Below are 24,029 nucleotides of genomic sequence, written 5' to 3' on the forward strand. Positions count from 1 at the left end.
CATCCTTTCGCGGACGACAGCTTAAACCACCGTCTCAGATTCGGGGTCCACTATAGCTGGAGTACCCGGTGCCGAAGTCGTCGACCGCGATCTGTAGGCCCATTGCCTTGAACCTGGCCAGCAGGAGGGCGCTGGCGGCGACATCGTGCATCAGCACGCTCTCGGTCAGTTCGAGCTGGATATGGGCCCGGTCCACGCCGGTGGCATCGAAGATCGCGAGCGCGTGAGCGAAAAAATCCCGATGGCGAAATTCCACAGCAGAGATGTTCACCGCGAGCGAAATGTTCGAGATTCCAATGTCGCGCCAGCGTACCAGCTGCGCGCATGCTTCACTCAATACCCAGCGTCCGATTGGAACGATCAGGCCGCATTCCTCGGCAATCGATACGAAACGCTCCGGCATGACCAGTCCCCATTCCGGGTGCTCCCAGCGCAGCAGGGCTTCGACACCGGTTATGCAATCGGTTTGCAGGTCGATCTTGGGCTGGTAGTGCAGCGTGAATTCGCCGCGTTCCAGCGCCCGGCGCAAGCTGGTCTCGATCAGTTGCCGCTCGACGGCGCGGGTGTTCATGTCCTGGCGGAAAAACTGGTAGTTATTGCGCCCCAGGTCCTTGGCGTGGTACATGGCGGTGTCGGCGTTCTTGATCAGGGTGGCGGCATCGGTCCCGTCGAGCGGAAAAGTGCTGATGCCGATACTGGTCGAGGTATGCAGTTCGTGCGCGCCGATCACGAATGGCGCCGACAGTGCCAGCAGGATCTTGTCGGCCGCCGACGCCGCATCGCGCGCACGCCGTTCATTTGCCAGAAGGATCACGAACTCGTCTCCGCCATGGCGGCTGACCGTGTCGGACGTACGAACGCAGGCGACCAGGCGCTGCGATACCGCCTGCAGCAAGCGGTCGCCGACCGAGTGTCCCAGGGAGTCGTTGACGTGCTTGAATTTGTCCAGGTCCAGGAACAGCAGCACCGGTGAGGTGTCGTTGCGCCTTGACATGGCGATGGCCTGGGTGATGCGGTCGTTCAGGAGGGCGCGGTTGGGCAGGTTGGTGAGGAAATCGTGCTGCGCCAGGTGCCGCATCTTGGCCGTCAGTGCCACGGCCTCGGAGATATTCCGGAACACCATCACGGCGCCAACGAGCTGCCGATCCCAGTCGTGGATGGGTGCGGCGGAGTCTTCGATCGGAATGCGCAGGCCCTGACGTGAAACGAGTATCGCGTTGCCGCTCAGGTTCGCGGGCTGGTTGGTATGCAAGATGGCGTCGGCGGGGCTGGTGATCGTGCGTCCGCTGTCCGCGTCGACCAGATCGATCACTTCCGCGACGGGCCGTCCGCGTGCCTCTACACGCGACCAGCCGCAGGCCAGTTCGGCCGCAACATTCAGGTAATCCACGCGCCCGGCCATGTCGACCGAGACAACGGCATCGCCGATCGAGTTCAGCGTGATTTCGGCACGTGCCTGGGCAAGGTACCAACCCCGCTCCACCTTCATGCGTTCGATGATGTTGCGCAGCGACTGCGGCACCAGATAATTGTCGAAGAAACCCTTTGACAACCAGCCCTGCGCCCCGCGCTGGACCGCTTCGACGGCATCGGCCTCGTTGTCGAGTCCGCATAGTGTGAGGATCGGTGTATGACGTGCTGCTGCGTACAAGCGGTCGAAGCAATCCAGGCCCTGGCTGTCCGGGAGCAGCAGATCGACCAGGATCGCATCGATCTGGCCGCCCTGGATGCGGCGCAGTCCATCTGCCAGGGTGGCGGCGTCTTCCAGTACGAAGGGCCCATCGCGTGCATTGCCCAGCGCCTGGCGCAGGATGCGGACGTCGTTCGCATCGGGAGAGAGGATGAGCACTCGATAAGACATGGCGTCTCCGGCTGGCATCGGTGGGTAACCTCATCGCGCATCCTACAACCTGCTTCGCATGGGCCGATGTGGAGCAAAACACATTATAGCGGCCGGCATTTTATTGTCAAATTAACAAAAATAAATAGCGCAGCAGTACTCCGTGGGACTGTCAACGGCGCTGCCGCGCCCGCATGTGACCATCCATTCCGGGTGTATTCCCGAGCAAGGTCTTGCCGCCTGACATGGTCTGAAAATACATGGGCGAATCGGCCACATGGACGCGAGAAAAGAGCGCATAGTGTGGAGGTCAAACGCGATCCGACCTGATCGTTCTCTCCCAGCGGGCACCTGCCACGCTGCCATTCCCGCCAGACTTGTCAACGCATTGCGTCCGGCGCTTGCATCCAATCCCATTCGATCTTCATGCCTTGAAAGGTACGCCATGTATCCGTTTCCCCAATCCGTCAATCCCGCCCTGCGTTCGCATATCGAGGCCCGGACCGCATTCATGAACGAGCTGTCGCAAACAGTGCTGCGCTCTTTCCAGCAGCTCTTCCAGCTCAATATGCAGCTGGGCCAGACCCTGCTCGAGGAGGCCACTGGCGCGGCCCAGCGCATGCTGAGCGCCGATCGTCCCGCCGACGCCCTGTCGGCGGCGGCCTCGCACGCCCAGCCCGCCACCGACAAGCTGCGCTCGTACCAGCAGCAACTGTCGCCAGTTGCCGCCGCCACCCAGGTCGACCTGAGCCGCGCGAGCGGGCAGCATGTGCAGGAGACCTCGCGTACCGCGCGCACGCTGGCCGATGAAGTTACCCGCATGTCGGCCGGGGAAGCCGACAAGGGCCTGCGCCAGCAGGAGGAAACCGTCAAGAATTCGCGCGACGCGTTCTTGCAAGAGGCGCAGCGCGGCGCCAGCATCGGCGCCCATTACCTGAACCAGCTCCAGGGCGAAGCCGCAGGGGCGACGCCCGATGGCCAGGCCGGCCCGCCGCGCAACCCCGGCAACGGGCAAGGCGGCAACAGCCAGGCCGACAACATGGCGGAGTCGCCGCCACGCTGATCTCCCATCCTCCCCCGGCCCCGGGGGCAGGCCTTGCGGCGGCGCCGACCATGCGGTCGCGCCGCCGCTTGCATGTGCACGGCTTTTTTGGATCACCTCATTGGGCAATCAAACCATGTTCAACGCCTTTCTCGATGCCTGGTCATCGATGGCCTTGCCCTGGACCGGCGCGCCCGTCCCGGGCGTTTCCGGCAGCCGGTTCGTTCACGGATTGCACGACGACGGTAAGCGTGCGCTGCACTACCGCCTGTTCATTCCCGGCGGCGAGCGGGGCCCCATGCCGATGGTCGTCATGCTGCACGGTTGCGGCCAGGACGCCGCCGATTTCGCCGCGGGCACCGGCATGAATGCGCTCGCCGACGAGCAGGGTTGCCTGGTCCTGTATCCGGAACAGTCGTGCAGCGCGCACTGGAACAAGTGCTGGAACTGGTATGACCGGACCCATCACCGGCGTGGCGAGGGCGAGCCGGCACTGATCGCGGGACTCACCCATCGCATCATGGCCGAGCATGCTGTCGATCCCGGACGCGTCGCGGTCGCGGGCCTGTCCGCTGGCGGCGCCATGGCAGTCATTCTGGGGCGTACCTATCCCGACCTGTTCAGCGCGGTCGGCTGTCACTCGGGACTGGCGCATGGCAGCGCCAGCAGTGACGCCGACGCGCTGCTGGCGATGCGCACCGGCGCCGCTCCGTCGCCACCAGCGGCGCCCTGCGCGCACGGCGCCGTGCCCGTCATCGTCTTCCATGGGGATGCCGATGCAACGGTCCATCGCACGAACAGCGGCAGCGTGATACGCCAGTTTCTCGACAGCCATACGCAGCACCGGCGCGCGGCGGATGCCGGCGTCGCCGTGGTGGCAGAGACGGGACGCAGCGGCTGGCGCGCATTTACCCGCCACGTGCATCGCGAACGCACGGGCGGCATAGTGGCCGAGGAGTGGACCGTGCACGGGGCTGGCCACGCCTGGTCGGGTGGTGACGCGCGTGGCAGCTACACCGATGCATGCGGACCGAATGCCAGCCAGGAGATGTTGCGCTTCCTTATCGGCTGCATGGATGCCTGAGCGGCGTCAGGTTCGGCGTCGAGCAAGCCGAACTATCGCTGCTGCTCCAGCCGTTTTGCACGTTCGCCATGCATCCCGGCCGCGCTGCATCGGGAACGGGACTCGGCCTGGCGATCCCGCGCAGCGTGCGCCGGGCACATGGGGGCACGGTGTCTGCCGACAGCGCCGGGCGGGGGCAGGGCATGCGCCCGAAATTCGTGCTGCCGGTGGTGCTCGACGCGACGGTTGCCTGAGCCGGGCCGGGCGACCCGGGACGGCCGGTCGCCTGTCGCGGCGCCCGGCCAACAGCGCGCCCGCCTTCTGGCAATGCGCGTAGGCTGGACATGCCGGTCACCAGATCCTGGGAGAAAACATGAAGACGCCCGAACCCGCGAACACATTTCGCGGCCTGCCCTTGACCTCGGAGCACGACAGCGAGATCAGGCATTACATTCATGCCAGGGAGCGTAGTGGCCTGCCCTGGGATACGCCGGAGTTGCAGGCGATGCTCGCAGACATGCTGGACCCGCCAGAAACCGACCAGGAAGACCGCCGCTCGCTTTCGGGCAGCATGGACATGGAGCGGGCGGCCGTGGTCCTCGATGGCGGGAGAGACCTGGACCGGGCCGATCCTTTCCCCGATTCGTGAAGCGCTGGCTGGTCCAGGATTCAGTCGGAAGGGCGCGGGGACTGTCGGAGAAGTGCCGCATCGATTCTGGCTTTTGCGATGCGGATCACGCTCAGGTGCGCGTCCGCAGCGCTGCGTTGTAAATTGACCAGGGAACCTCTGACTGGGTGCTCGCCTTCCTTGAACGCATGGAAGTGTCCCAACCACATCGTGGGCTGATTCTGCGACGGCGTAGTCGCCCACTCGATCATGTAGCCAAGGTATGGCTCGTCGAGCATTGTGAATTCCATGGTGTTTGTGTCAGCGCGGTTTTCCATGATTGCTCGAATGTTGACGAATGCTGTGCGAGTCGGACGTGCGCATCGCGCCGATGAAAGCGCACTGCTGCCGGCCGTAAGTGAAAGTGGCGCTGGATGGTAGCCATGCCGCTGTCGGTGTGGGAATGGCAGAACGCGCGAGCATGCGAAAGAATGCTCGCGCTTCAATGAATATTCGGAATGTGTCGATTGTCGATCCACTTGCGCGCATTGTCGAAGGAATTGCTGACGGCTTCTTCGGCGGTCAGGAATCCCTTGGTCCCGGTCGCCTGGTGATGGCAAAGTGGGAAGGTCGCATGTTCGCTTTCATAGATCGTGAAAATGGCCATGAAACGTCTGCGGATCGTCTCGACCGGATTCGCCACGATGGTATAGCCTTTGTAATGCGATTTTGACTCGGCGTGCATGGAATGCTCCTTGGTCACGAAGCCACAGTAGCACGAAACCAGATACCTGCTGCATCTGGCAAAAAATATAATTTTTGTGTTCATCGGCCTGATGCTAGACTGGCGAATGCGTACCCGTATCGACCGCCTGAATGCCATATCAATCGATGCTATCGTGAGCAATCATCGCGCACGCGGCATCCGATCCGCAGCCCAGGCGCTGGCGAGGAATCACGTTTCGCCGGAGGTGGCGCTGCGCGTGCCGACCCGCCCATGGCGGCGTCGCGTCGCGCGCAGCGGGATCGCTGTTTTCGGGCATCGGGTACCCGAGTGACGCACCTTGGCCGGCCACGCGGGCTGTCCGCACGCAGGCCGAGCCTTTCCAGTGAAAGGCGGCGCATGGTTCACGGTGAACGCTTCAACAGCATCACGCATGCCGTGGGGGCGGTGGCCTCCGTCCTGAGCGGTGTGCTGCTGGTGGGTGTGGCGGCGCGCAGCGGCGATGCCTGGAAAATCGTCAGCTTCAGCATCTATGCGGTCACGCTGCTGCTGCTTTACCTGACCTCCACCCTGTACCATGGCTTGCGCGGCGCAACCAAGGATGTGCTGCGCAAGATGGACCATTGCGCCATCTACCTCCTGATCGCGGGCACGTATACGCCGTTCACGCTGGTGACGCTGCGCGGGCCCATCGGCTGGACGATGTTCGGCGTGGTCTGGGCCCTGGCCGTGCTCGGGATCGTGCAGGAGCTCCTGTATGCGAGGCGCGGGCGGGTCCTGTCGCTCGTCATCTACGTCGTGATGGGCTGGCTCGCCGTCGTCTGTATCGGACCCCTGGTCGATTCGCTCGGTCGCGCCGGCTTTGCCTGGCTGGCGGCGGGCGGCTTGTTGTACACGGCCGGCATCGTCTTTTATGCCACCGACCACAAGGTGCGCCATGGTCACGGGATCTGGCATCTGTTCGTCCTGGCCGGCAGTATTTGCCACTACACCGCCGTGCTGTTGCATGTGGCCTGAGGCCCGACCGCAGCCGCCCGTCGGCTCGGCTGACGCTCGGCTGGCCACGGCGCGCCAACCGCACGCAGCGGTGGAAGAGCGCATGCGCCATGCGCCGCCACGAAAAGCGCTGGTCCCCTGGTGGTGCGGCGCGTATGATGAATCGCACCGCCGTTTGAAACAATGGCAAGCATCATTCCGATGTGTCGCCCGGTTTCAGCGTATTGTGATGGAGAATCGATGCTGATCAACGAGCGTCAGCGGCGCCGCGACGGGCCGGCGGCGGATGCCGTCGCACGCGGGCTGAACATCCTGGCAGCGCGCAATGCCGAAATCGCCAGACGCTATATGCGGCACAAGCATGTTCCTGAGCATGTGATTGCGCGCGTACTCGGCCATCCTTCCCTGCGCCGCCGCGAGAGCGCGGGACAAGCGGTCTCGGAAGCGATCACCCCGTCGTCACCGGACGATCAATAGCCCGCAGCCGTGGCCGCGGACCAGACGCCAGCAGAGAGCTACCAATGACACACATGACCGAACGGGACCTTGACCTGGAAGCGCGGCAATTGCGCGCCTTGCTCACCATGTCGCGTGAATTGATGCAAGCCGACAAGCCCTTCACTGCGCTCGCGCTGGCAGGCCGGGCCATGGCGGAACTGACGCACATCGACAGTGCCTTGCTGCTGGTGCGCGGCGAGATCAACGAGTGCATCGCTTTCGACCATGCGGGCACACCGACCAAGGGGGCGTCCGGCCACGATCGGTACCGCATGGCGTTGGCCCGGCTGGACAGCGGAGCGGACGAGCCTGCAATGGTGGACCCGTGCACGATGCTGGTGGGCGTGCCGACCCGGCACACCATGGCCGTGCTGGCCGCCGGTTGGACCGGCGATGCGGCGCCAGAGACCTGGGACGTACGGCGCCGCCTGCTCAGCACGATTCTGGAATTGGCCATCGCGACCCTGGGCCGGATCTCGGCGCGTACCTCGCTCGAGGCCCTGGTGTCGATTCAATACGAACAGATGGCGGGCACCGCGCTGGCACATGCCGATGAACTGGCCCGCCGCGACGAATCCGAAGGCGAGGCGCGCGCGCTCGCGCTGACCGACGTCCTGACCGGACTGAACAACCGGCGCGGCTTCTTCGTCCAGGCCGAGCACATGTTCAAGCTGGCGCGGCGCAAGCAGGCCGGTTGCGCCGTGATTTACGCCGATATCGATGGCCTGAAGCTGGTGAACGATCAGCTCGGCCATGCCGTCGGCGACCAGTTGATCCAGGACGCGGCCAGCGTGCTGCGCGAATCCCTGCGCGACAGCGACGTGCTGGCACGGTTCGGGGGCGACGAGTTCGTCGCGTTCGCACTCGACGATGCGCATCCGAGCGCGATCCTGGCGCGGCTTCAGGACAATCTGCGCGCGTTCAACCTGATGCAGGAACGCACCTACCTGCTCGCAGTGAGCGCCGGTGCGGTGAAATGCGATCCGGGCAGCGGAACGGCGTTGCTCGACTATGTGCAGTTGGCGGACCGGGAAATGTATCTGCACAAGCGCAGTTGCCTGCATTAGATGAATGCCCGGGAGTCGCTTTGCCCAATCTCAATGGAGGCCTTCATCGGATCGGGCTCTGCGCGCGTCCTCCCGCTCGTTCGTCCTGAGCTCAACAACATCAGTTCCACGCATTCTGAATCGCCGCGACAATCGTACACACTCCTTAGCCATAATTCTGGGCAGAAGCAGAAAGTATGAGTGGGAAACGGTACACAGCGAAGTGACGGCATGCCTCGGGGTAAGCATTCACAACCTGTACACTGAGCCGCTCCAGCTTTCGCGGGCACTGGTTTGTCTGGTAGTCTTAACAACTTTTTCTAGGCAGGTTCAATGCCTTGTCGGCAGATACGCGATTTGGAATCGCTCAGCCAAGAGGCCAAGCGCTGATCCAGGGGCCATAGTCGTGCTCCTGTCGTCAGCATTGTCGATGCCAACAGCGTCAGGTCCACCAAACCATACCCAAGTCCGAACAGGCGTTCGCGCTCGATCAGTTCCCTCACTTCCATCAGGCTGGCTCGCCGGGCATGTGGTAGCGTTCCGATGTCGGCGAGCGTGCGCGCTCGCTTGGGCGTCTACATTTCGACCCCGGGAGCGTGTTCGACGTCGAATCTACGTTACCCGAGACGAGGTCAGGCAGGACATCCTCGACCATATCGAGATGTTCCACAATTCCTGGCGCCGGCGCAGCGACAGCGATGACTTGTCGCCGGTCGAATATGAAACGCAGTATTTCCAACGGCTCTCGCGTGTCTGGAAGCGCTGTGGCGATTCATTGAGTGACGATGGCAGGTCACGCCACCGGTGCTTCCCTAGGCCAACTGCAATCGCGTCACCCCGTGGCGCCGGCGTTGCAGGGCATACGGGCGTGATCGTTTAGAATTGACCGATGACTAAAGCTAGCAGATCGAATACCGCGTCCATGAAAACAGAGCGGGACAGCACCCGCGCCCGAATACTGGATGTCGCCCTCCATGAGTTTTCCCGGCTGGGACTGAGCGGCGCCCGCATCGACGCGATCGCGGCCGAAAGTGGGCTCAACAAGGCCATGATCTACTACCATTTCGGCAGCAAGGAAGAGCTGTACGTTGCCGCGCTCGAGGAAAGCTATCGGCGCTTCCGGCAGATCGAGGGCGAACTGCAGATCGAGGAGGAACTGGCGCCGGAGGCCGCATTGCGCAGGCTGGTGGCCAGCAGCTTCGATTTCCATGCGGCCCACCCGGAATTCATCCGGATGGTGATGGGCGAGAACATCAACCAGGGCGAATACATCCGCAAGATTCCGGATCTGCGCGCGGTCAACCGCTCGGCCATCACCGTGCTGGAACGGCTGTGCCGGCGCGGCGTGGAGGAGGGCGTGTTCCGCCCCGACGTCGATCCGGTCGACCTGCACATGTCGATCAGCGCACTGTCGTTCTACAACGTGTCGAATCGCCACACCTTCAGCTATATCTTCGACCGCGACCTCGGGGCGCAACAGGTGCACGCCGCTCGCCGCGCGTCCGTGGTCGACACGATCCTGCGCGCCGTGCGGGCTTAGAACCTATCCCGATAGATGGCAGTCGCTTTCGGCGCGCCTGACGAACGTGTGCTGCGTTACTCGTCGTTGCATGGCTAGCCATGCGGCCTCCTCGCGCCTTGCCCACGCTCGCCATGCATCGCCACCAGCTTCCCGCCACCTACCGGGACAGGTTCTTAGAACGCGATGCGCAACTGGCTGCCGAGCGCGATCGCATCGTGGGTCGAGCGGTAGCTGAACGCGCCCGGATCGACGATGTACTGCACGCCGACCCTCACCCCCAGCCAGCGCCGCGGCTGCAGGCCGTAAGTCAGTTCGACCACGGATTCGCCCGCCGGCAGCGATACATAACCGGCTGTCTCCGGATTCGAGGCGGCGGCAAATTCGCGCAAGCGCGGATTGAGCTCGGCATGCACCAGGCCCAGCGCCAGCGTATCGGCATCCCTTCCCGCGAACGTGCCGGTCTTGACCAGGCCGGCCGAATACCAGCGCGTGATCTGGGCCGACTCGCGCGGATTGGCGGTGAACTGGCCGAACACGGCCACGCCGCGGCCGTTGGCGGCGTCGCGAGCGATCATCTGGTCGGCCAGCAGGTAGATGCCGTAGCGCTGCCCGACCGTGCCGGCCTGGCCCTGGCGCGGCGCGCGCGCCGAGTCATGGAACACGCCCAGCTTGTAGTGGCCGGGCAGCGCGGCGCTGCCCGGCGCGCTGCCGGGCGCATATTCAAGTTCCAGCGGCAGCAGCACGCCCACGGTGCCGGACGCGAACGGCTTGAAGGCATTGTGCTCGTCGCCCAGACGCGGATTGTTCTGGAAGGCGCCGCTGCGCAGCAGCAGCTCCGGCAGCAGCTTGTAGCGCACGGCGGCGCCCCAGCGCGCATTCGGGTAGTTGTACCAGCCGCTATTGCCCGACATGGAGAGCGGATGGGCGCAGAAGGCTGCGTTCACCAGCTGGCATCCAATCGCCATGCCGCCCAGATCATTGCCCATGGCGAAATAACCAAGGCGCAGGTTGAGCCGGCCGCCCAGCAGGTTCTGTTCGACGCTGGCCTCGCTCAGACGGGTATACAAGCCGCCGTAGACTTCCTGGACCGGCAGCCGGTTGCCGATGTAATCGGAAGAGATGCCGGTGCCGCGGCGGTCGTTGACGGTGAAGTGGACGGTGGCGCCGGACCAGCCGGCGAGGCGCTCCATGTCGAAGTCCACGCCCACGCGCAGTTGCTGGGCGTAGGCGCTTCCGCGCCGCTGCCCGCCGGCGACGTTGGCATAGGTCTCGGAGACATAGTCGCCCCGGAAGTTCACGCCGGCCCTGGCGTAGGCCGTGCGTGCGCCGCCCCAGTCGCCGGTGAGGGTGGAGGCGGCGCCGGGTGCCACGGCAGCGACCGCCGCCGGTGCTACCTTGCTCTGCGCCAGGGCATGCGCCGGGCCGAGCGCCATGACGGCCAGCAGGCCGGCGCTCATCGATAACCGCAATGCAGGATCAAGTTTCATTTGTCGTTTCAAGCTCGTTCAATCGATCAGCGCTCCAGCGCATAGGCAATCACATAGTCGCCGCGGTCCGGCGACTGGCGGGCACCGCCGGCCGAAATCAGCACGTACTGCTTGCCGGTCTTGGGCGACACATAACTCATCGGCCCGCCCTGGCTGCCCACTGGCAGGCGCGCTTTCCAGACTTCCTTGCCGGTCGCGCTGTCGTAGGCGCGCAGGTAATAGTCCTGGGTGCCGGCGATGAACACCAGCCCGCCCTGGGTGGCGAGGGTGCCGCCGAGGGTCGGCATCCCGACCGGCATCTTCATGCCCATCTTGACGCCGAACGGGCCCGTATCCTGAACGGTGCCAACAGGGACTTGCCACAGCACTTTCCGGGTCTTCAGGTCCACAGCCGACAGGGAGCCGAACGGCGGCTTCTGGCATGGAATGCCCAGCGGCGACATGAAGCGGTTCTTGTTGACCGCATACGGCGTGCCCTTCAGCGGCACCGCACCCATGCCGGCGTTGACCGCCTCGCCGCCGTTGCTGGCCGGACCGCTGTCGGTCTGCTGCGGAATCATCTGCACCCACAGTCCCAGGCGCATGTCGTTGACGAAGATGACGTGGTTGTTCGGATCGAGCGACAGGCTGCCCCAGTTCATGCCGCCCAGCGAACCGGGGAAGCTCAGCGAAACGTCCGTCCCGGGCGCCGTGAACAGGCCTTCGTAGCGCATCGACTTGAAACTGATGCGGCAGGCCAGTTGGTCGAACGGCGTCGCGCCCCACATATCGGATTCGGTCAGGGTGTCGGCGCCAATCTGCGGCATGCCGACCGAGAACGGCTGGGTCTGCGAATACTGCTCCTTGAAGATGCCGGCCGTCTTCACCTGGCGCTCCTCGACGCGCGTGAGCGGTTTGCCTGTCATGCGGTCGAGCACGAAGATCTGGCCGGACTTCGAGCCGAACACCACGGCGGGCGTGGTCGACCCGTCCTTGCCGGGGAAATCGACCAGGCTTGGCTGCATCGGCACGTCGAAGTCCCACAAGTCGTTATGAACCGTCTGGTACACCCACTTCTCCTTGCCGGTCGTCGCATCCAGGGCGAGGATCGAGGTGGCGTAGCGATGGTCCAGCGGCGTGCGGTTGCCGCCCCACAGGTCGACCGAGGAACTGCCCATCGGGATGAACACCGTGTTCATGGCCGCGTCGTAGGACATCGGCGCCCACGAGTTGGGCGTGCTGCGGGTGTAGGTCTTGCCCGGCTCCAGGCGCGCGTTCGGATCGTCCTGGCCGGGATCGAAGGCCCAGCGCATCTGGCCGGTCATCACGTCGAAGCCGCGCAGCACGCCGCCCGGCATGTCGGTCTGGACGTTGTCCGCCACCCGGCCGCCCACCACCACGGTGGTCCCGGCGACGGTCGGGGCGGAGGTCAGCTGGTACAGGGGATCGGCAGCGGCGCCAAGGCCCGCTTTCAGGTCGACGATGCCCTTGTCGCCGAAGCCTTCGCACATGGCGCCGCTGTCGGCGTCGATGGCGACGAGGCGCGCGTCGATGGTGTTCATCAGGATGCGCCGCAGGCAGTTGGCGCCAGGGGAGAGCGTGGCCGGCGCGACCGGCGTGGCGCCCGCCACGGTCGGCTGGACGAGCGGCTCGGCGGCATCGAAGTAGGCGAGACCGCGGCAGCGGTTCCAGACCTGCGCCTGGGCATTGAAGTCACGCTCCCACAGCTTCTTGCCGCTGTCGGCATCGACGGCGATCACATTGTTATGCGGCGTGCACAGGTAGACTCGGTCGCCGACCTGGAGCGGCGTTTGCTGGTCCTCGGCGCCATTGCCGGTGGGGCTGATCGGCGTGTCGCCGGTGCGGAAGGTCCAGGCGACCTTCAGGTCTTTCACGTTGTCGCGCGTGATCTGGTCGATCGCGGCAAAGCGGTTGCCGCCCGGCGTGTTGCCGTAGCTGCTCCAGTTCTTCTGCTCCTGGCCGGGGGCAACGGGAACGAGCGGGACCGGCGTGCCCTGGGCCGCGACGGTCGGGTGCGGCTGGAACATCTGGACGAAAGCGATGCCCATTCCCAGCGCCAGCACGGCGGCCAGGGCGTAGGCGGTCTTGCTCGCAGGGATTCCGGTCTCGTTCCTGCGCAGCGCCGGCCAGGCCAGCAGCGCCAGCAGCATCAGGCCGGCGGGCAGCATGAGGCGCGACACCAGCGGCCAGAAGTCGACGCCGGCATCGATCAAGGCCCAGGCCACGGTGCCGGCAAAGGCCGCACCATAGACGATGACGGCCGATGACTTGAGCCGCATGAACAGGATGGCGGAGGCGATGATGACGATGCCCGCGATCAGAAAGTACAGGCTGCCGTGTAGAAGCGCCAGTTTGACGCCCCCGACGACGAAGAACAGGCCGGTGGCCAGCAAGGCCAGGCCAAGCAGGATACACCCGGCCCTGAGCGTCGCCGCAGGAAGGGTTTTATGTGTGGTCATTTGAAAAATCTCTCCGAGAACGAATCTTGCGGTGAAGTGGCGACAGGCTCGATTGAAACGACTTGCAAGCATGGCTTCAGGGGGCGGCGTTGCCGTCCGCCCTTCCTGAGTTGGCGCTACGGCGACATGCCGCAAACGAAGTATAACTAACTAGTTGGTTAATTGCTTGGCGAGATTCTTGGCGTTCATGTCCCGCGATTGCCTTGCGGTCAAGCCTGTGCTTGGCCCTGGAGGAGGATAGGTGCCATGCGGCGGCTCAGTGCCGGTCGTTCGAGGCGACGAAGCGTTCGAAGGCGCTGCCCAGGAAATCGACGAAGGTGCGAACGCGCGCCGATTGATGCTGGTGCTGCGGGTAGACGGCGTAGATGTCGGCATCCGGCGTGCGGAACTGCGGCAGCACCTCGACCAGGCGTCCGCTGTCGATGTAGCGCCTGACGTCCCACTCGGCCCGCATCAGGATGCCATGCCCGTCGAGCGCCCAATTGACGGCGATCTCGCCGTCGTTCGTGGTCAGATTGCCGCGCACCTTCACCGATTCGCCGCGCCCGCTGCTGTCGCGAAAGCGCTGCAGGCGCCAAGTGCCGTAGGCTTCGTCCCCCTGACGAATGCAGATGCACTTGTGCCGTGCGAGATCCGCGGGCTGGGTCGGGACGCCATTGGCATCGAGGTATTTCGGCGATGCGCACAGCACCCGGCGGTTGGTGGCGAGTTTTTTTGCGATCACGCGGGTATCGCTGGGTTCGCCGAACCGGATGCACACGTCGAACTGATCGTCGGTCAGCGCAGGCGGGTTGACCGACAGCTGCAACTGCACGTCGACCTCGGGATAGCTCAAGACGTATTGCGAAATCGCCGGGGCCACGTGCAGGCGGCCGAATCCCAGCGTGGCATTGACTCTTAGCAGGCCGGTCGGGCGGCCTTTGGACATGCTCAGCAACTGGTCCAGATCGGCGATCTCGCCAAGGATGCGGCGGGCGTGCTCGAACAGCGTCTCGCCGTCCGGCGTCAGGCTCATGCGGCGCGTCGTGCGGTTCACCAGCGGTATGCCGAGCCGGCTTTCCATGTGCGCCAGCCGCTGGCTAACGGCCGCGGTGCTGATGCCGAGCTCGCGCGCCGCGCTGCTCATGCTGCCGCACGTCGCCAGCAGGACGAAAAAGCTCAGTTCGCCAGGCTGCACTCCAGTACTCATCACGATTGTTAAGCTGAATTTAAAGAAGGTTTAAGTGTAGCCATAATTTTAATGCTAGTCCATGGCCTACAGTAATCCTGGTCGGAGCAATCACGACACCGATTTTTATCACACAGGAGACAAGGCAATGAAGACGTATCAGATCGCGACGATACCGGGCGATGGCATCGGCAAGGAAGTGGTTCCCGCAGGACGCCTGGTCCTTGAAGCACTGGCCGCGACCGGCGCTGGCTTCGATTTTTCGTTCGAAGATTTCGACTGGGGCGGCGACTACTATCGCAAGCACGGGGTGATGATGCCTGCCGACGGGCTGGACGCATTGCGCGGCAAGGACGCCATCCTGTTCGGTTCCGCCGGCGATCCCGACATTCCCGATCACATCACGCTGTGGGGCCTGCGCCTGAAGATCTGCCAGGGCTTCGACCAGTACGCCAACGTGCGTCCGACGCGCATCCTGCCCGGCATCGACGGTCCGCTCAAGCGCTGCGGGCCGGAAGACCTGAACTGGGTCATCGTGCGCGAGAACTCCGAAGGGGAGTACTCGGGCGTCGGCGGCCGTGTGCACCAGGGGCATCCGATCGAGGCGGCGACCGACGTGTGCATGATGACCCGGGTGGGCGTCGAGCGCATCCTGCGCTTCGCGTTCAGGCTGGCGCAGTCCCGGCCACGCAAGCAGCTGACCGTCATTACCAAGAGTAATGCCCAGCGCCACGCGATGGTGATGTGGGACGAGATCGCCGTGCAGGTATCCAAGGAATTCCCGGACGTCAAATGGGACAAGGAGCTGGTCGATGCGGCGACCGCGCGCATGGTCAATCGCCCGGCCACGCTCGACACCATCGTCGCGACGAATCTGCACGCCGACATCCTGAGCGACCTGGCTGCGGCCCTGGCCGGCAGCCTCGGCATTGCGCCCACCGGCAATATCGACCCTGAGCGCCGGTATCCGTCGATGTTCGAGCCGATCCACGGTTCCGCTTTCGACATCATGGGCAAAGGGCTCGCGAATCCGATCGGCACGTTCTGGTCGGTCGTGATGCTGCTCGAGCATCTCGGCGAGCACGAAGCGGCGCAACGCGTCATGAAGGCCGTGGAGAGCGTCACTGCGGACAAGGCCCTGCATACCGGCGACCTGGGGGGCAAGGCCACGACCGTGCAAGTGACCGCCGCCGTGTGCGAATTCCTGGCGCGCGGCGCGCAAGCCGACCAGCGGCAAGTCGCATAAGTCACGTTAGTCACGTAAGTCACGCCGCAAGGCCGGCCGGACCGGCCATCGGCGCCTATAAAAAAGTTGGAGACAGTATGTTCAATGCATCTGCCGCGGCGATCGACCGCTTGTTGAGGGAGATGTTCGACGCCGGCGTCGCCAGCGCGCAGCCGGCGGTGCGCGTGCCGCGCTTCCTGCCCCCTGCGCCGAAGGGGCGGCTGATTGTGATCGGCGCCGGCAAGGCTTCCGCCGCCATGGCGCGGGCGGTCGAGGACAATTGGGATGGTCCGCTCGAGGGTGTCGTCGTCACGCGCTACGGCCATGCCGTGCCGTGCCGGCGCATCGAGATCATCGAGGCGGGCCACCCGGTTCCCGATGCGAACGGTCAGGTGGCCGCGCAGCGCATGCTGCAGCGTGTCAGCGGCCTGAGTGCGGACGATGTCGTGCTGTGCCTGATCTCCGGCGGCGGCTCCGCGCTGCTGCCGCTGCCCCTCAACGGCGTGACGCTTGAACAGAAGCAGGCGATCAACCGCGCATTGCTCGCCAGCGGGGCCAGCATCTCCGAAATGAATTGCGTACGCCGCCATCTGTCGGCCATCAAGGGCGGGCGTCTTGCCGCCGCCTGCCATCCCGCCAGGGTGGTCAACCTGATCATGTCGGACGTCCCGGCCGACAGCTTCAGCGACGTCGCCTCCGGCCCCACGGTGCCCGATCCCAGCACCTGCGCCGACGCGCTGGCGGTGCTGCGCCGCTACGGCATCGAGGTCCCTGCGCCCGTGATGGACATGCTCGAGACCGGGCGCGCCGAATCGATGAAGCCTGGCGACCCCCGGCTTGCACGGATCGAATCGCATCTCATCGCCACCCCGCTCCTGTCGCTCGAGGCAGCCGCCGAGGTCGGCCGCGCGGCAGGCGTCGACGTCCATGTGCTCGGCGACGCCGTGGAAGGCGAAGCGCGCGAAGTCGGCAAGGTGATGGCGGCGCTGGCGCGCCACGTGAACGGCCGGGGCCAGCCCTTCAAGCCGCCATGCATCCTGCTGTCGGGCGGCGAAACGACGGTGACGGTGCGCGGGGAAGGGCGCGGCGGACGCAATGTCGAATTCCTCCTCTCCCTGGGCATCGCCCTGAACGGCGAACCGAATATCGTTGCGCTCGCCGGAGATACCGATGGCGTGGACGGGTTGGAGGAAATCGCCGGCGCGATCGTGCGGCCCGACAGCCTCGCACGGGCGCGCCGCCAGGGCATCCATCCGCCGGCCAGCCTGGCGGACAACGACGCGCACGGATTCTTCGAGGCGCTCGGCGATGGCGTGATCACCGGCCCCACGCTGACCAACGTGAATGACCTGCGGATCATCTTCGTCGGAGGACGTTAAGGAGCGCCAGGCCGGAACAGCAGCATAGAGATATTCGCCAGCAACCAGGAACAAGCAGGCGAGCGCATGTAGAAGTCCGTCAGGCCACGTACCGCGGACCGCATGATGATCATCCAGGAGACAAGATTGAAAGCGATTGCATTCTTCATTGCGGGACTCTTCGCAGGGGTCGCGCACGCGCAGCGCAGCGTCAGCGTCAGCGTCTACGGCATCGTCGATGCGGCATTCGTCGTGGAAAGCGGCGGCAGTGGCGGGCGCGTCAATAAAATCACCAGCGGCGCCGCATCGACCTCGCGGATCGGCTTCCGGGGCGCCGAGAGGCTGGGCGGCGACCTTTCCGCCTTTTTCACGCTCGAAACGGGAACCAGGATCGACACCGGCGCGCTCGACGCGGACAACACGCTGTTCAATCGCCAGGCGCTCGTCGGCCTGAAGAGCAGCGCCGGCTCGGTCGCGCTCGGTCGCCAGTACACCCCGTATTACCTGGCGATCTCCGGCGTCGTCGATCCGTTCGGCGCGGGTTATGCCGGCTCGTCCAAGAGCCTGTTTCCCGCCAACGGAAGCAACGTCCGCACCAGCAACACCATTACCTATGCCTCGCCAACGCTCCACGGCGTCGACATGCAGCTGGCCTACAGCCTCGGCGAACAAAGCGATTCATCGGCCGGCCGCCAGTACGGCGGCGCCATCGGCTATGCGCAGGGACCGTTGACCGTGCGGCTGGCCTACAACGCCAGGAACTCGGATGTGGTCTCGGGCGCGTCGCCCGTCGACCATGACCTTGGACGCAATATCCTGCTGGGCGCGAACTATGACTTCGGCTGGGTCAGGCTGTATGCCGGCTATGGCATCGACAAGGGTTTCGACAGCGCGCCGCTGCCCAACGCCAACGCCTACGGAGGATTGCGGGCGACCCCGTCCACGGACAGCCGCAACGTCCTGCTCGGCCTGAAAGCCCCCTTCGGCCCCGGCACGCTGATGTTCTCCCTGATGTACAAGAACGACCGCACCGCGTTCGACCAGGATGCCGGTGCGGTCGGCCTCGGTTACCTGTACCCGCTGTCGAAGCGTACCGAGCTGTATGCGGCTTATGGCCATATCCGGAATCACAACGGCGCCGGCTACACGGTGGCGAACAATTCGGAATCCGGTTCCGGCAGCACCGCCTACAACCTGGGCATCCGCCACTCATTCTGAGCGGCCGGGCAACCAGCCGCTTGCCAGTCACGTTTGTCGAAAGGAATGCACATGCACCGACACCGCAAAGCAAAAATAGTCGCCACGCTGGGCCCGGCCAGCACCGACGCCGCAACCATCGAATCCATGTTTCGCGCCGGCGCCGACGTGTTCCGGCTCAACTTCAGTCACGGCAGCCATGACGACCACAAGGCCCGGCTCGAGAAGTTGCGCGCGCTGGAGCGCGAACTGGGCAGGCCGGTGGGGGTGCTGGTCGACCTGCAAGGGCCGAAACTGCGCATCGGCACGTTCTCGGAAGGCGCGATCACCCTCGCGGCCGGCGCGCCATTCCGGCTCGACCTGGACGCCACCCGCTCTGGAGACCAGGCGCGCGTCGCCCTGCCGCATCCCGAGATCTTTGCTGCGCTCCAGCGCGGCACGCGACTGCTGCTGGACGATGGGCGCATCGAGCTGGAGGTCGTGCGCTACACCGCCGAGACGGCGGAAACGACGGTCATCAACGGCGGCGTGCTGTCGGATCGCAAGGGCGTCAACGTGCCGGGCGTGGTGCTGCCGCTGTCGGCATTGACCGACAAGGACCGCAAGGACCTGGCGTTCGCGCTCACCCTGGGAGTCGACTGGATTGCGTTGTCCTTCGTCCAGCGGGTGGAAGACATCCTGGAGATCAAGGAAATCATCCAGGGGCGCGCCAGCGTCGTCGCCAAACTCGAAAAGCCGGCGGCGATCGGCCAGCTCGAACCGATCATCCGGGAAGCGGACGCCGTCATGGTCGCGCGCGGCGACCTGGGCGTGGAGATGCCGGCGGAACAGGTGCCGGCGATCCAGAAGCGCATCGTGCGCGTGTGCCGTCGCCTCGGCAAGCCGGTGATCGTCGCGACGCAGATGCTCGAATCCATGGTGTCGGCGCCCGTGCCGACGCGCGCCGAGGCGTCCGACGTCGCGACGGCCATCTATGATGGGGTGGACGCCGTCATGTTGTCGGCGGAATCCGCCTCGGGAAAATACCCGGTCGAAGCGGTCACGATGATGAACGACATCATCGTGCAGACCGAGTCCGACCCCTTTCATGCCGAAAGCCTGACCGTGCACCGCGGGCAGGCCCAGGCGGAGATCGCGGACGCCATCGGACTGGCGATGCGCAACGTCGCCGAGCTGCTCGACGTCGCGGCAACGGTCGCCTATACCAGTTCCGGCCATTCCGCCCTGAGAATGGCGCGCGAGCGTCCCCAGGTCCCCATCATCGGCATGACGCCGAAGCTTGCCACCGCCCGCAGCCTGGCGCTCGTCTGGGGCGTGCATGCAGTCCTGACGCATGACGTCGCCGGCGTGTCGGAAATGACCGATTTCGCCTGCGCAACCGCCATGCGCGAAGGGCTCGCGATCTCGGGACAGACCATCGTCATCGCCGCCGGCATGCCGTTCGGTACTTCCGGCACGACCAACCTGTTACGGATCGCGCAGCTCGGCGATGCGTCCAGCGAACGAGAGGCTGCGTTCGTAGAAACAAGCAGTCGAACTTAGTCAGTTCTTATCAGCGGAAAATAATCAATAGTGGAGACGTACATGGAATCAGATATCGAAAAGCGCACAATTCGCAAGATCACCTGGCGTATCGTGCCGTTTATTATGCTCTTGTATTTCATCGCCTATCTCGATCGTGTGAATATCGGATTCGCGGCAATGTCGATGAAGGGGGATCTTGGTTTCACTGCATCGATACTCGGCTTTGGCGCCGGTATTTTCTTCTGGGGATATTTTCTGTTCGAAGTTCCTTCAAATATCATCCTGCACAAGGTGGGTGCGCGCCTCTGGATCGCCCGCGTCATGGTCACATGGGGGATCATCTCCGCGTGCATGGCGTTCGTCACCACCCCGACCAGTTTCTATATCGTGCGCTTCCTGCTCGGGGCCGCAGAGGCCACCTCGTTATACACAACTCGTCAGTCTCCAAGTTCGCGTAGTGCTTGAAGGGTGAGAGCTGAGGCGCGCACGTCGCGCAGCCCTTCCCAGAGGGTCTTGGCACCAGGTTCGCCATCACCTTTTCGGCCCAAGAAGCCGCCCGCGCGGGCGATCAAGCGTATTACTTCGTTTAACGCCGGGTTGGGCTGGGGGCGTAATTTGTTGAGCAAGTAGGCGCCGCGTATCTCATCGGGATCAAAGAACAAGTGGGCATCCAGGTTCGGGCAGGTACGGCCCATGCGTACCAGATAGGCAATGCGCCAGGCTACGACCAAGTACAGCGCCAGTGCGCGCTCGATGCGCTCGATCGTGCCCAGCTGAAGTTCCTCGACCTTGCAGCCGTTCTTGAGCACATTGAACAGCATTTCAATTTCCCAGCGGGCGCGATACCAGTCGATCAATTCGGCCACCTCGGCCGCGCTGGTGGCGACCCGGTTCGTCAGCAGGCGCCATTCGATCGGCTTGACGCCGGCCGGAGCGCCGTGTTCACGCGCCACGATGCATGTGGCGGTCACCACCTTGCCCTTGCCCGCGTTCAGTTCGACCCGGCGTGCCCACAGCTGCTGGCGCACGATGCGCGCCTTGGCGCCCGGCCGCGCGGCCAGCGCGAACTCGATTTCCCCCAGCGGCGCGCCTTCCGTGGCATGCGGCCACAGCTTCTCGCTGTTGGGCAAGCAGCGGTTGTGCGCGGCGCGCACCAGCCAGTCCACCGGGCAGTCGAGCTGCTGCGCCCGCGCCATCAAGGGCAGCATGTCCGCCTCGCGGTCGGCCACATACACCAAGCGCGTGGCGGGCAGGCGCGGTGCCAGTTCCGCCAGTCTTTCGTAGCCTTCGATCCAGCGCAGGCTTTCCTTGGGGCCGCCGCGCTGGCCGTTGGTGTCGCGCAGCGCGCGCGCCCACATCCACACGTCCAGGATCCCCAGCGGCTCGCGCGCCGTCGTCACCGCGTAGGTGGGGTGGACGTACATGCCGCGCTGCGCTTCATAGCTGAGCGGTCCGAGGCCGCGCGCCTGCTGTCCGTTAAAGTCCAGTTCGGTCGTGTCCTGCAGACACAGCACCACCGACTGCTCGGCCATTCGCTGTTCCGTTTGCTGCCAGTGCGGCTCCAGGATTGCCCGCCAGTCGACGCCGTCATTGTCGAAGAAGCGATACGCGGCCATCGTCTCACCCCAGCCGTTACAGGCCTTTGGCACGCTCGCCGTCGGTGCCCCCGCCATTGTTTCCATCAGTGTCCTCGCTCGCCGGTTCAGGCGCGCGTCGCCCAGGTCGAGTTGCTCAAACTCCGAATCGGTCCATCCCTTCGATTTGCTCGCCAATTGCGCCACGCAAAAGACGAGAGTAAACGCGATTTTGCAAAGGTTTACAAGGGCGCTGGCAAGTCATTGAAAGTAAACGGGATTTTCAGCCGGCGTGGTGAGGCTGGCGGACTTGTGTATAACGAGGTGCGCAGAGGCCGGCTTCTTCCCGGGAATCATCCTGTATCTCAGTTACTGGTTCCCTGCGGGGCGGCGCGCCGGCGTGACGGCGCTATTCATGGCCGCAGCGCCGATCTCGACGGCGCTCGGCTCTCCGATCTCTGCCGCCTTGCTGCAGATGGACGGTTTCATGGGTTATCATGGCTGGCAGTGGATGTTCGTACTCGAAGCGCTTCCTGCCGTCATTCTCGGCGTTGTCGTGTTCTTCTACATGACCGATCGGCCCGAAAACGCCAACTGGCTGAAGGAAGACGAAAAAGCATGGCTCGTCAATGCGATGAAAATGGAGGCGGCCAGGAAGGCGTCGGCCGGCAACCACAGCATCCTCAAGGGAATGCTGAATCCGCAGGTGCTTGCCCTCGCGCTCATCTATTTCGGGACGTCGGCCGGTTTGTACACGCTCGGCATCTGGGCGCCGCAGATCATCCAGCAACTCGGCGTTTCATCCATGACGGTCGGACTGCTGAATGCGATTCCACCTGCCATTTCGGTGGTCGCCATGGTGCTGTGGTCGCGCCATTCGGACCGCACCCGCGAGCGGACCTGGCACGTCATAATCGCGTGCGCGGTCGCGGCGTTCGGCCTGGTGATCGCCGCAGGCACGCAGGGGCTGCTTGGTCTGATCCTTGCGCTGACGATCGTGAATATCGGCATCAGCTGCGCAAAACCGCCGCTGTGGAGCATGCCGACGATGTTCCTGAGCGGGGCTGCCGCCGCGACGGGGATTGCGACCATCAATTCGCTGGGTAACCTTGGCGGATTCGTGGGGCCTGCCATGATCGGCTGGATCAAGGACGAAACCGGCAGTTTCGAGGGCGGGCTCTATTTCGTCGCCGCCCTGCTCGTGGTGTCGGCAGTGACGACCCTGCTCCTGGCGCGTTCCCAGAAATCGAAGCCTGACGGCCACACCGTCGCGGCCAGTTGACAAGCGAGGCATGCGTCTGGAGAGCATGCAGGCAGTCAGGGCGACAAATCGGGAAGCCCACGATATGTCGCCTCGATATATCCGACTGGCGATTCACATGCTATCGATTGATAAACAAATGTGAAATCTCTGCGATGTTATTCGCTGGAGTTATCTCGGAAATCTGAAACAGAAATTGGATTTATAACTGGACTGCACGTATCCTGTATTTCTCGACATAGGTCGTTGAATGCACTGGAGTCATCATGAAAGTTATCGTTACCAAAGCTGTTTCCTCCTCTGGTTTGTTATCCAGCCTCCTGGGAAATTTACGTCGTGTATTTCGTGCCGCCTGCGCCAGCCTGCGCCGCGGTATCGAACTCAGTGGTGAAAAATACATGAACGGAATGATTCCTCCGCTGTAAGCACTGAAATCGGCGCTGGCACAGTTCTGTTTTCTTCGATATTGTCCGATCGCCGGAAATATCGGCAGCCTGGCAGTTGATTCCACTTCTTGTCGACCGACGGGCGCAGCATCGCATGCAGTGCCCAGCGCGTGGCCAGCCTTTCCACATTGCGCTGGCCCGGCCCAATATGTCACGCCCGGACGCGTCGCCACTCGCAGACGCATACGGATTCGAATCGCGTCCTGGCCTCCGGATAATAAACGCACTGGCCTCATTCGAGGCCCGTTTCGTTTATAGGCTTCATCTCGAACCAATGATGAAGCGACCAGTGCACGCGTCAATAGTGCTACTAGGCCACCCGATCGCCCGGGTTCCGTCGAGGGCGCTCAGTGCGATTCAGGTCCGGATAGCCGGTCGGAATCTCGCAAGGCATTACGATCCACTCTTCGCTGTCGGATCATTTTTCAGGTATTTGCGCCTGATATAGGCCGCGACCTCGGCCACGATCTGTTCGACCGAGACAGAGGTCTTCCGACTGCTGCCATGCCTGTCGAAGCCCGTTTTTAACCACTCTTGATATGATGTCAGGGTCGTGAACTGACACACATGGGCCAATAAGTCCCGCCCGGATACCTCGCCTCTTGCATACGCATTGATCATAGTCATATCGCAATGGTCGATCCTGATGCCTTCGGCAGTGACGCCATTGAGCATGTGCGCAACCTGCCGTCCACGCATATGTCGAAACGTTGATGACATTCTTGCCAGCTGATTGGATGATGCTGCTTGCATGGTCGGTGGCCGTGAGAATTGGTGAGATTTCAGATCCTAGGTTAGCTCTCGGTGCAAGCGCCCGCAAGGGACATAAGTACTTGATGGAAACATCAACGTTTTGAATTGCTAGCTGATGAGTAACATTCCACCAATGGTCCTTCCTGACGGACGACTGGCACAAGTGGACAAGGCCCTATCACGGCCCTGGCGGCCGATCGGTCATCACATGGGAGGTAGCATCGATGTCCTCACGCAGC

At 63.8% G+C, this 24,029-nt stretch carries 20 protein-coding genes and 3 pseudogenes; 15 read left to right on the plus strand and 8 right to left on the minus strand.

Going from position 1 to position 24,029, the window contains the following annotated elements:
* Positions 1-34: 34 nt before the first annotated feature.
* On the minus strand, positions 35-1,861 hold the full coding sequence (locus HMPREF9710_RS13015; protein ID WP_005667014.1) for a putative bifunctional diguanylate cyclase/phosphodiesterase: 1,827 nt from the start codon (positions 1,859-1,861) through the stop codon (positions 35-37).
* A 424-nt stretch (positions 1,862-2,285) separates the two neighbouring features.
* On the opposite strand from HMPREF9710_RS13015, the gene HMPREF9710_RS13020 reads away from it, so the two are divergent.
* The 3 genes from HMPREF9710_RS13020 to HMPREF9710_RS13030 all read left to right on the plus strand — a co-directional run bounded on the left by HMPREF9710_RS13020 (position 2,286) and on the right by HMPREF9710_RS13030 (position 4,594).
* On the plus strand, positions 2,286-2,903 hold the full coding sequence (locus HMPREF9710_RS13020; RefSeq protein WP_005667016.1) for a phasin family protein: 618 nt from the start codon (positions 2,286-2,288) through the stop codon (positions 2,901-2,903).
* A 100-nt stretch (positions 2,904-3,003) separates the two neighbouring features.
* Positions 3,004-3,966 (plus strand): extracellular catalytic domain type 1 short-chain-length polyhydroxyalkanoate depolymerase, encoded by a 963-nt coding sequence (locus HMPREF9710_RS13025; protein ID WP_229409790.1) that lies wholly within the window; start codon positions 3,004-3,006, stop codon positions 3,964-3,966.
* Positions 3,967-4,318: 352 nt separating this feature from the next.
* Positions 4,319-4,594, plus strand: a complete 276-nt coding sequence (locus HMPREF9710_RS13030; protein ID WP_005667020.1) for a hypothetical protein — start codon at positions 4,319-4,321, stop codon at positions 4,592-4,594.
* A gap of 20 nt (positions 4,595-4,614) precedes the next feature.
* Here the strand turns inward: HMPREF9710_RS13030 and HMPREF9710_RS13035 are convergent, their stop codons facing one another.
* Positions 4,615-4,890 carry a hypothetical protein gene (locus HMPREF9710_RS13035; RefSeq protein ID WP_005667021.1) on the minus strand — a complete coding sequence of 92 codons (276 nt, stop codon included), beginning with the start codon at positions 4,888-4,890 and terminating at the stop codon, positions 4,615-4,617.
* Positions 4,891-5,054: 164 nt separating this feature from the next.
* Entirely contained in the window at positions 5,055-5,297 is a 243-nt protein-coding gene (locus tag HMPREF9710_RS13040) for a DUF6566 family protein (RefSeq protein WP_005667024.1), read from the minus strand.
* A 378-nt stretch (positions 5,298-5,675) separates the two neighbouring features.
* Between HMPREF9710_RS13040 and trhA the strand changes: the two genes are divergently transcribed.
* The 5 genes and pseudogenes from trhA to HMPREF9710_RS13060 all read left to right on the plus strand — a co-directional run bounded on the left by trhA (position 5,676) and on the right by HMPREF9710_RS13060 (position 9,356).
* Entirely contained in the window at positions 5,676-6,293 is a 618-nt protein-coding gene (gene trhA, locus HMPREF9710_RS13045; protein ID WP_005667027.1) for a PAQR family membrane homeostasis protein TrhA, read from the plus strand.
* Positions 6,294-6,512: 219 nt separating this feature from the next.
* Positions 6,513-6,749: a hypothetical protein gene (locus tag HMPREF9710_RS13050; protein WP_005667029.1), complete on the plus strand. Its 237-nt coding sequence runs from the start codon at positions 6,513-6,515 to the stop codon at positions 6,747-6,749.
* A 53-nt stretch (positions 6,750-6,802) separates the two neighbouring features.
* Complete coding sequence (locus tag HMPREF9710_RS13055; RefSeq protein WP_040776214.1) at positions 6,803-7,837, plus strand: GGDEF domain-containing protein; 1,035 nt, start codon at positions 6,803-6,805, stop codon at positions 7,835-7,837.
* 568 nt (positions 7,838-8,405) lie between these two features.
* A pseudogene (locus HMPREF9710_RS28540) lies at positions 8,406-8,549 on the plus strand (IS3 family transposase); the annotation flags it as partial.
* Positions 8,550-8,738: 189 nt separating this feature from the next.
* Complete coding sequence (locus HMPREF9710_RS13060) at positions 8,739-9,356, plus strand: TetR/AcrR family transcriptional regulator (RefSeq protein ID WP_005667034.1); 618 nt, start codon at positions 8,739-8,741, stop codon at positions 9,354-9,356.
* A gap of 155 nt (positions 9,357-9,511) precedes the next feature.
* Here the strand turns inward: HMPREF9710_RS13060 and HMPREF9710_RS13065 are convergent, their stop codons facing one another.
* From HMPREF9710_RS13065 to HMPREF9710_RS13075, 3 genes are all read right to left on the minus strand, one after another.
* Positions 9,512-10,825: a carbohydrate porin gene (locus HMPREF9710_RS13065; RefSeq protein WP_157225563.1), complete on the minus strand. Its 1,314-nt coding sequence runs from the start codon at positions 10,823-10,825 to the stop codon at positions 9,512-9,514.
* Between the two features lie 26 nt (positions 10,826-10,851).
* Positions 10,852-13,284, minus strand: coding sequence for a membrane-bound PQQ-dependent dehydrogenase, glucose/quinate/shikimate family (locus HMPREF9710_RS13070; protein WP_005667038.1), 2,433 nt, complete (start codon positions 13,282-13,284; stop codon positions 10,852-10,854).
* 256 nt (positions 13,285-13,540) lie between these two features.
* Complete coding sequence (locus HMPREF9710_RS13075; protein WP_005667040.1) at positions 13,541-14,473, minus strand: LysR family transcriptional regulator; 933 nt, start codon at positions 14,471-14,473, stop codon at positions 13,541-13,543.
* A gap of 127 nt (positions 14,474-14,600) precedes the next feature.
* Here HMPREF9710_RS13075 and HMPREF9710_RS13080 point away from each other — a divergent pair, with 127 nt between their 5' ends.
* From HMPREF9710_RS13080 to HMPREF9710_RS13100, 5 genes and pseudogenes are all read left to right on the plus strand, one after another.
* A complete protein-coding gene (locus tag HMPREF9710_RS13080; protein WP_005667042.1) occupies positions 14,601-15,698 on the plus strand; it encodes a tartrate dehydrogenase in 1,098 nt (365 codons plus the stop codon).
* A 77-nt stretch (positions 15,699-15,775) separates the two neighbouring features.
* A complete protein-coding gene (locus tag HMPREF9710_RS13085; protein ID WP_005667043.1) occupies positions 15,776-17,056 on the plus strand; it encodes a glycerate kinase type-2 family protein in 1,281 nt (426 codons plus the stop codon).
* Between the two features lie 105 nt (positions 17,057-17,161).
* Complete coding sequence (locus tag HMPREF9710_RS13090) at positions 17,162-18,253, plus strand: porin (RefSeq protein ID WP_005667045.1); 1,092 nt, start codon at positions 17,162-17,164, stop codon at positions 18,251-18,253.
* 51 nt (positions 18,254-18,304) lie between these two features.
* Complete coding sequence (gene pyk, locus HMPREF9710_RS13095; protein ID WP_005667047.1) at positions 18,305-19,774, plus strand: pyruvate kinase; 1,470 nt, start codon at positions 18,305-18,307, stop codon at positions 19,772-19,774.
* 42 nt (positions 19,775-19,816) lie between these two features.
* Positions 19,817-20,173, plus strand: a pseudogene (locus tag HMPREF9710_RS13100) (MFS transporter); the annotation flags it as partial.
* 20 nt (positions 20,174-20,193) lie between these two features.
* Here HMPREF9710_RS13100 and HMPREF9710_RS13105 read toward each other — a convergent pair.
* Complete coding sequence (locus tag HMPREF9710_RS13105; RefSeq protein WP_040775003.1) at positions 20,194-21,528, minus strand: IS4 family transposase; 1,335 nt, start codon at positions 21,526-21,528, stop codon at positions 20,194-20,196.
* A 130-nt stretch (positions 21,529-21,658) separates the two neighbouring features.
* Between HMPREF9710_RS13105 and HMPREF9710_RS13110 the strand changes: the two are divergent.
* Positions 21,659-22,612 (plus strand): annotated as a pseudogene (locus HMPREF9710_RS13110) (MFS transporter); the annotation flags it as partial.
* Positions 22,613-22,857: 245 nt separating this feature from the next.
* On the plus strand, positions 22,858-23,016 hold the full coding sequence (locus HMPREF9710_RS27915) for a hypothetical protein (RefSeq protein ID WP_157225564.1): 159 nt from the start codon (positions 22,858-22,860) through the stop codon (positions 23,014-23,016).
* Between the two features lie 414 nt (positions 23,017-23,430).
* Here the strand turns inward: HMPREF9710_RS27915 and HMPREF9710_RS13115 are convergent, their stop codons facing one another.
* Positions 23,431-23,712 (minus strand): hypothetical protein, encoded by a 282-nt coding sequence (locus HMPREF9710_RS13115; protein ID WP_005667053.1) that lies wholly within the window; start codon positions 23,710-23,712, stop codon positions 23,431-23,433.
* Positions 23,713-24,029: the final 317 nt, after the last annotated feature.

The organism is Massilia timonae CCUG 45783 (genome assembly GCF_000315425.1).
Lineage (GTDB): Bacteria > Pseudomonadota > Gammaproteobacteria > Burkholderiales > Burkholderiaceae_D > Telluria > Telluria timonae.

Bases quoted from the DNA above. Each gene is read 5' to 3' on its own strand.
- HMPREF9710_RS13015 (WP_005667014.1), bottom strand. From the start codon at position 1,861: ATGTCTTATCGAGTGCTCATCCTCTCTCCCGATGCGAACGACGTCCGC.
- HMPREF9710_RS13020 (WP_005667016.1), top strand. From the start codon at position 2,286: ATGTATCCGTTTCCCCAATCCGTCAATCCCGCCCTGCGTTCGCATATC.
- HMPREF9710_RS13030 (WP_005667020.1), top strand. From the start codon at position 4,319: ATGAAGACGCCCGAACCCGCGAACACATTTCGCGGCCTGCCCTTGACC.
- HMPREF9710_RS13035 (WP_005667021.1), bottom strand. From the start codon at position 4,890: ATGGAAAACCGCGCTGACACAAACACCATGGAATTCACAATGCTCGAC.
- HMPREF9710_RS13040 (WP_005667024.1), bottom strand. From the start codon at position 5,297: ATGCACGCCGAGTCAAAATCGCATTACAAAGGCTATACCATCGTGGCG.
- trhA (WP_005667027.1), top strand. From the start codon at position 5,676: ATGGTTCACGGTGAACGCTTCAACAGCATCACGCATGCCGTGGGGGCG.
- HMPREF9710_RS13050 (WP_005667029.1), top strand. From the start codon at position 6,513: ATGCTGATCAACGAGCGTCAGCGGCGCCGCGACGGGCCGGCGGCGGAT.
- HMPREF9710_RS13055 (WP_040776214.1), top strand. From the start codon at position 6,803: ATGACCGAACGGGACCTTGACCTGGAAGCGCGGCAATTGCGCGCCTTG.
- HMPREF9710_RS13060 (WP_005667034.1), top strand. From the start codon at position 8,739: ATGAAAACAGAGCGGGACAGCACCCGCGCCCGAATACTGGATGTCGCC.
- HMPREF9710_RS13065 (WP_157225563.1), bottom strand. From the start codon at position 10,825: ATGAAACTTGATCCTGCATTGCGGTTATCGATGAGCGCCGGCCTGCTG.
- HMPREF9710_RS13070 (WP_005667038.1), bottom strand. From the start codon at position 13,284: ATGACCACACATAAAACCCTTCCTGCGGCGACGCTCAGGGCCGGGTGT.
- HMPREF9710_RS13075 (WP_005667040.1), bottom strand. From the start codon at position 14,473: ATGAGTACTGGAGTGCAGCCTGGCGAACTGAGCTTTTTCGTCCTGCTG.
- HMPREF9710_RS13080 (WP_005667042.1), top strand. From the start codon at position 14,601: ATGAAGACGTATCAGATCGCGACGATACCGGGCGATGGCATCGGCAAG.
- HMPREF9710_RS13085 (WP_005667043.1), top strand. From the start codon at position 15,776: ATGTTCAATGCATCTGCCGCGGCGATCGACCGCTTGTTGAGGGAGATG.
- HMPREF9710_RS13090 (WP_005667045.1), top strand. From the start codon at position 17,162: ATGATCATCCAGGAGACAAGATTGAAAGCGATTGCATTCTTCATTGCG.
- pyk (WP_005667047.1), top strand. From the start codon at position 18,305: ATGCACCGACACCGCAAAGCAAAAATAGTCGCCACGCTGGGCCCGGCC.
- HMPREF9710_RS27915 (WP_157225564.1), top strand. From the start codon at position 22,858: ATGAAAGTTATCGTTACCAAAGCTGTTTCCTCCTCTGGTTTGTTATCC.
- HMPREF9710_RS13115 (WP_005667053.1), bottom strand. From the start codon at position 23,712: ATGCTCAATGGCGTCACTGCCGAAGGCATCAGGATCGACCATTGCGAT.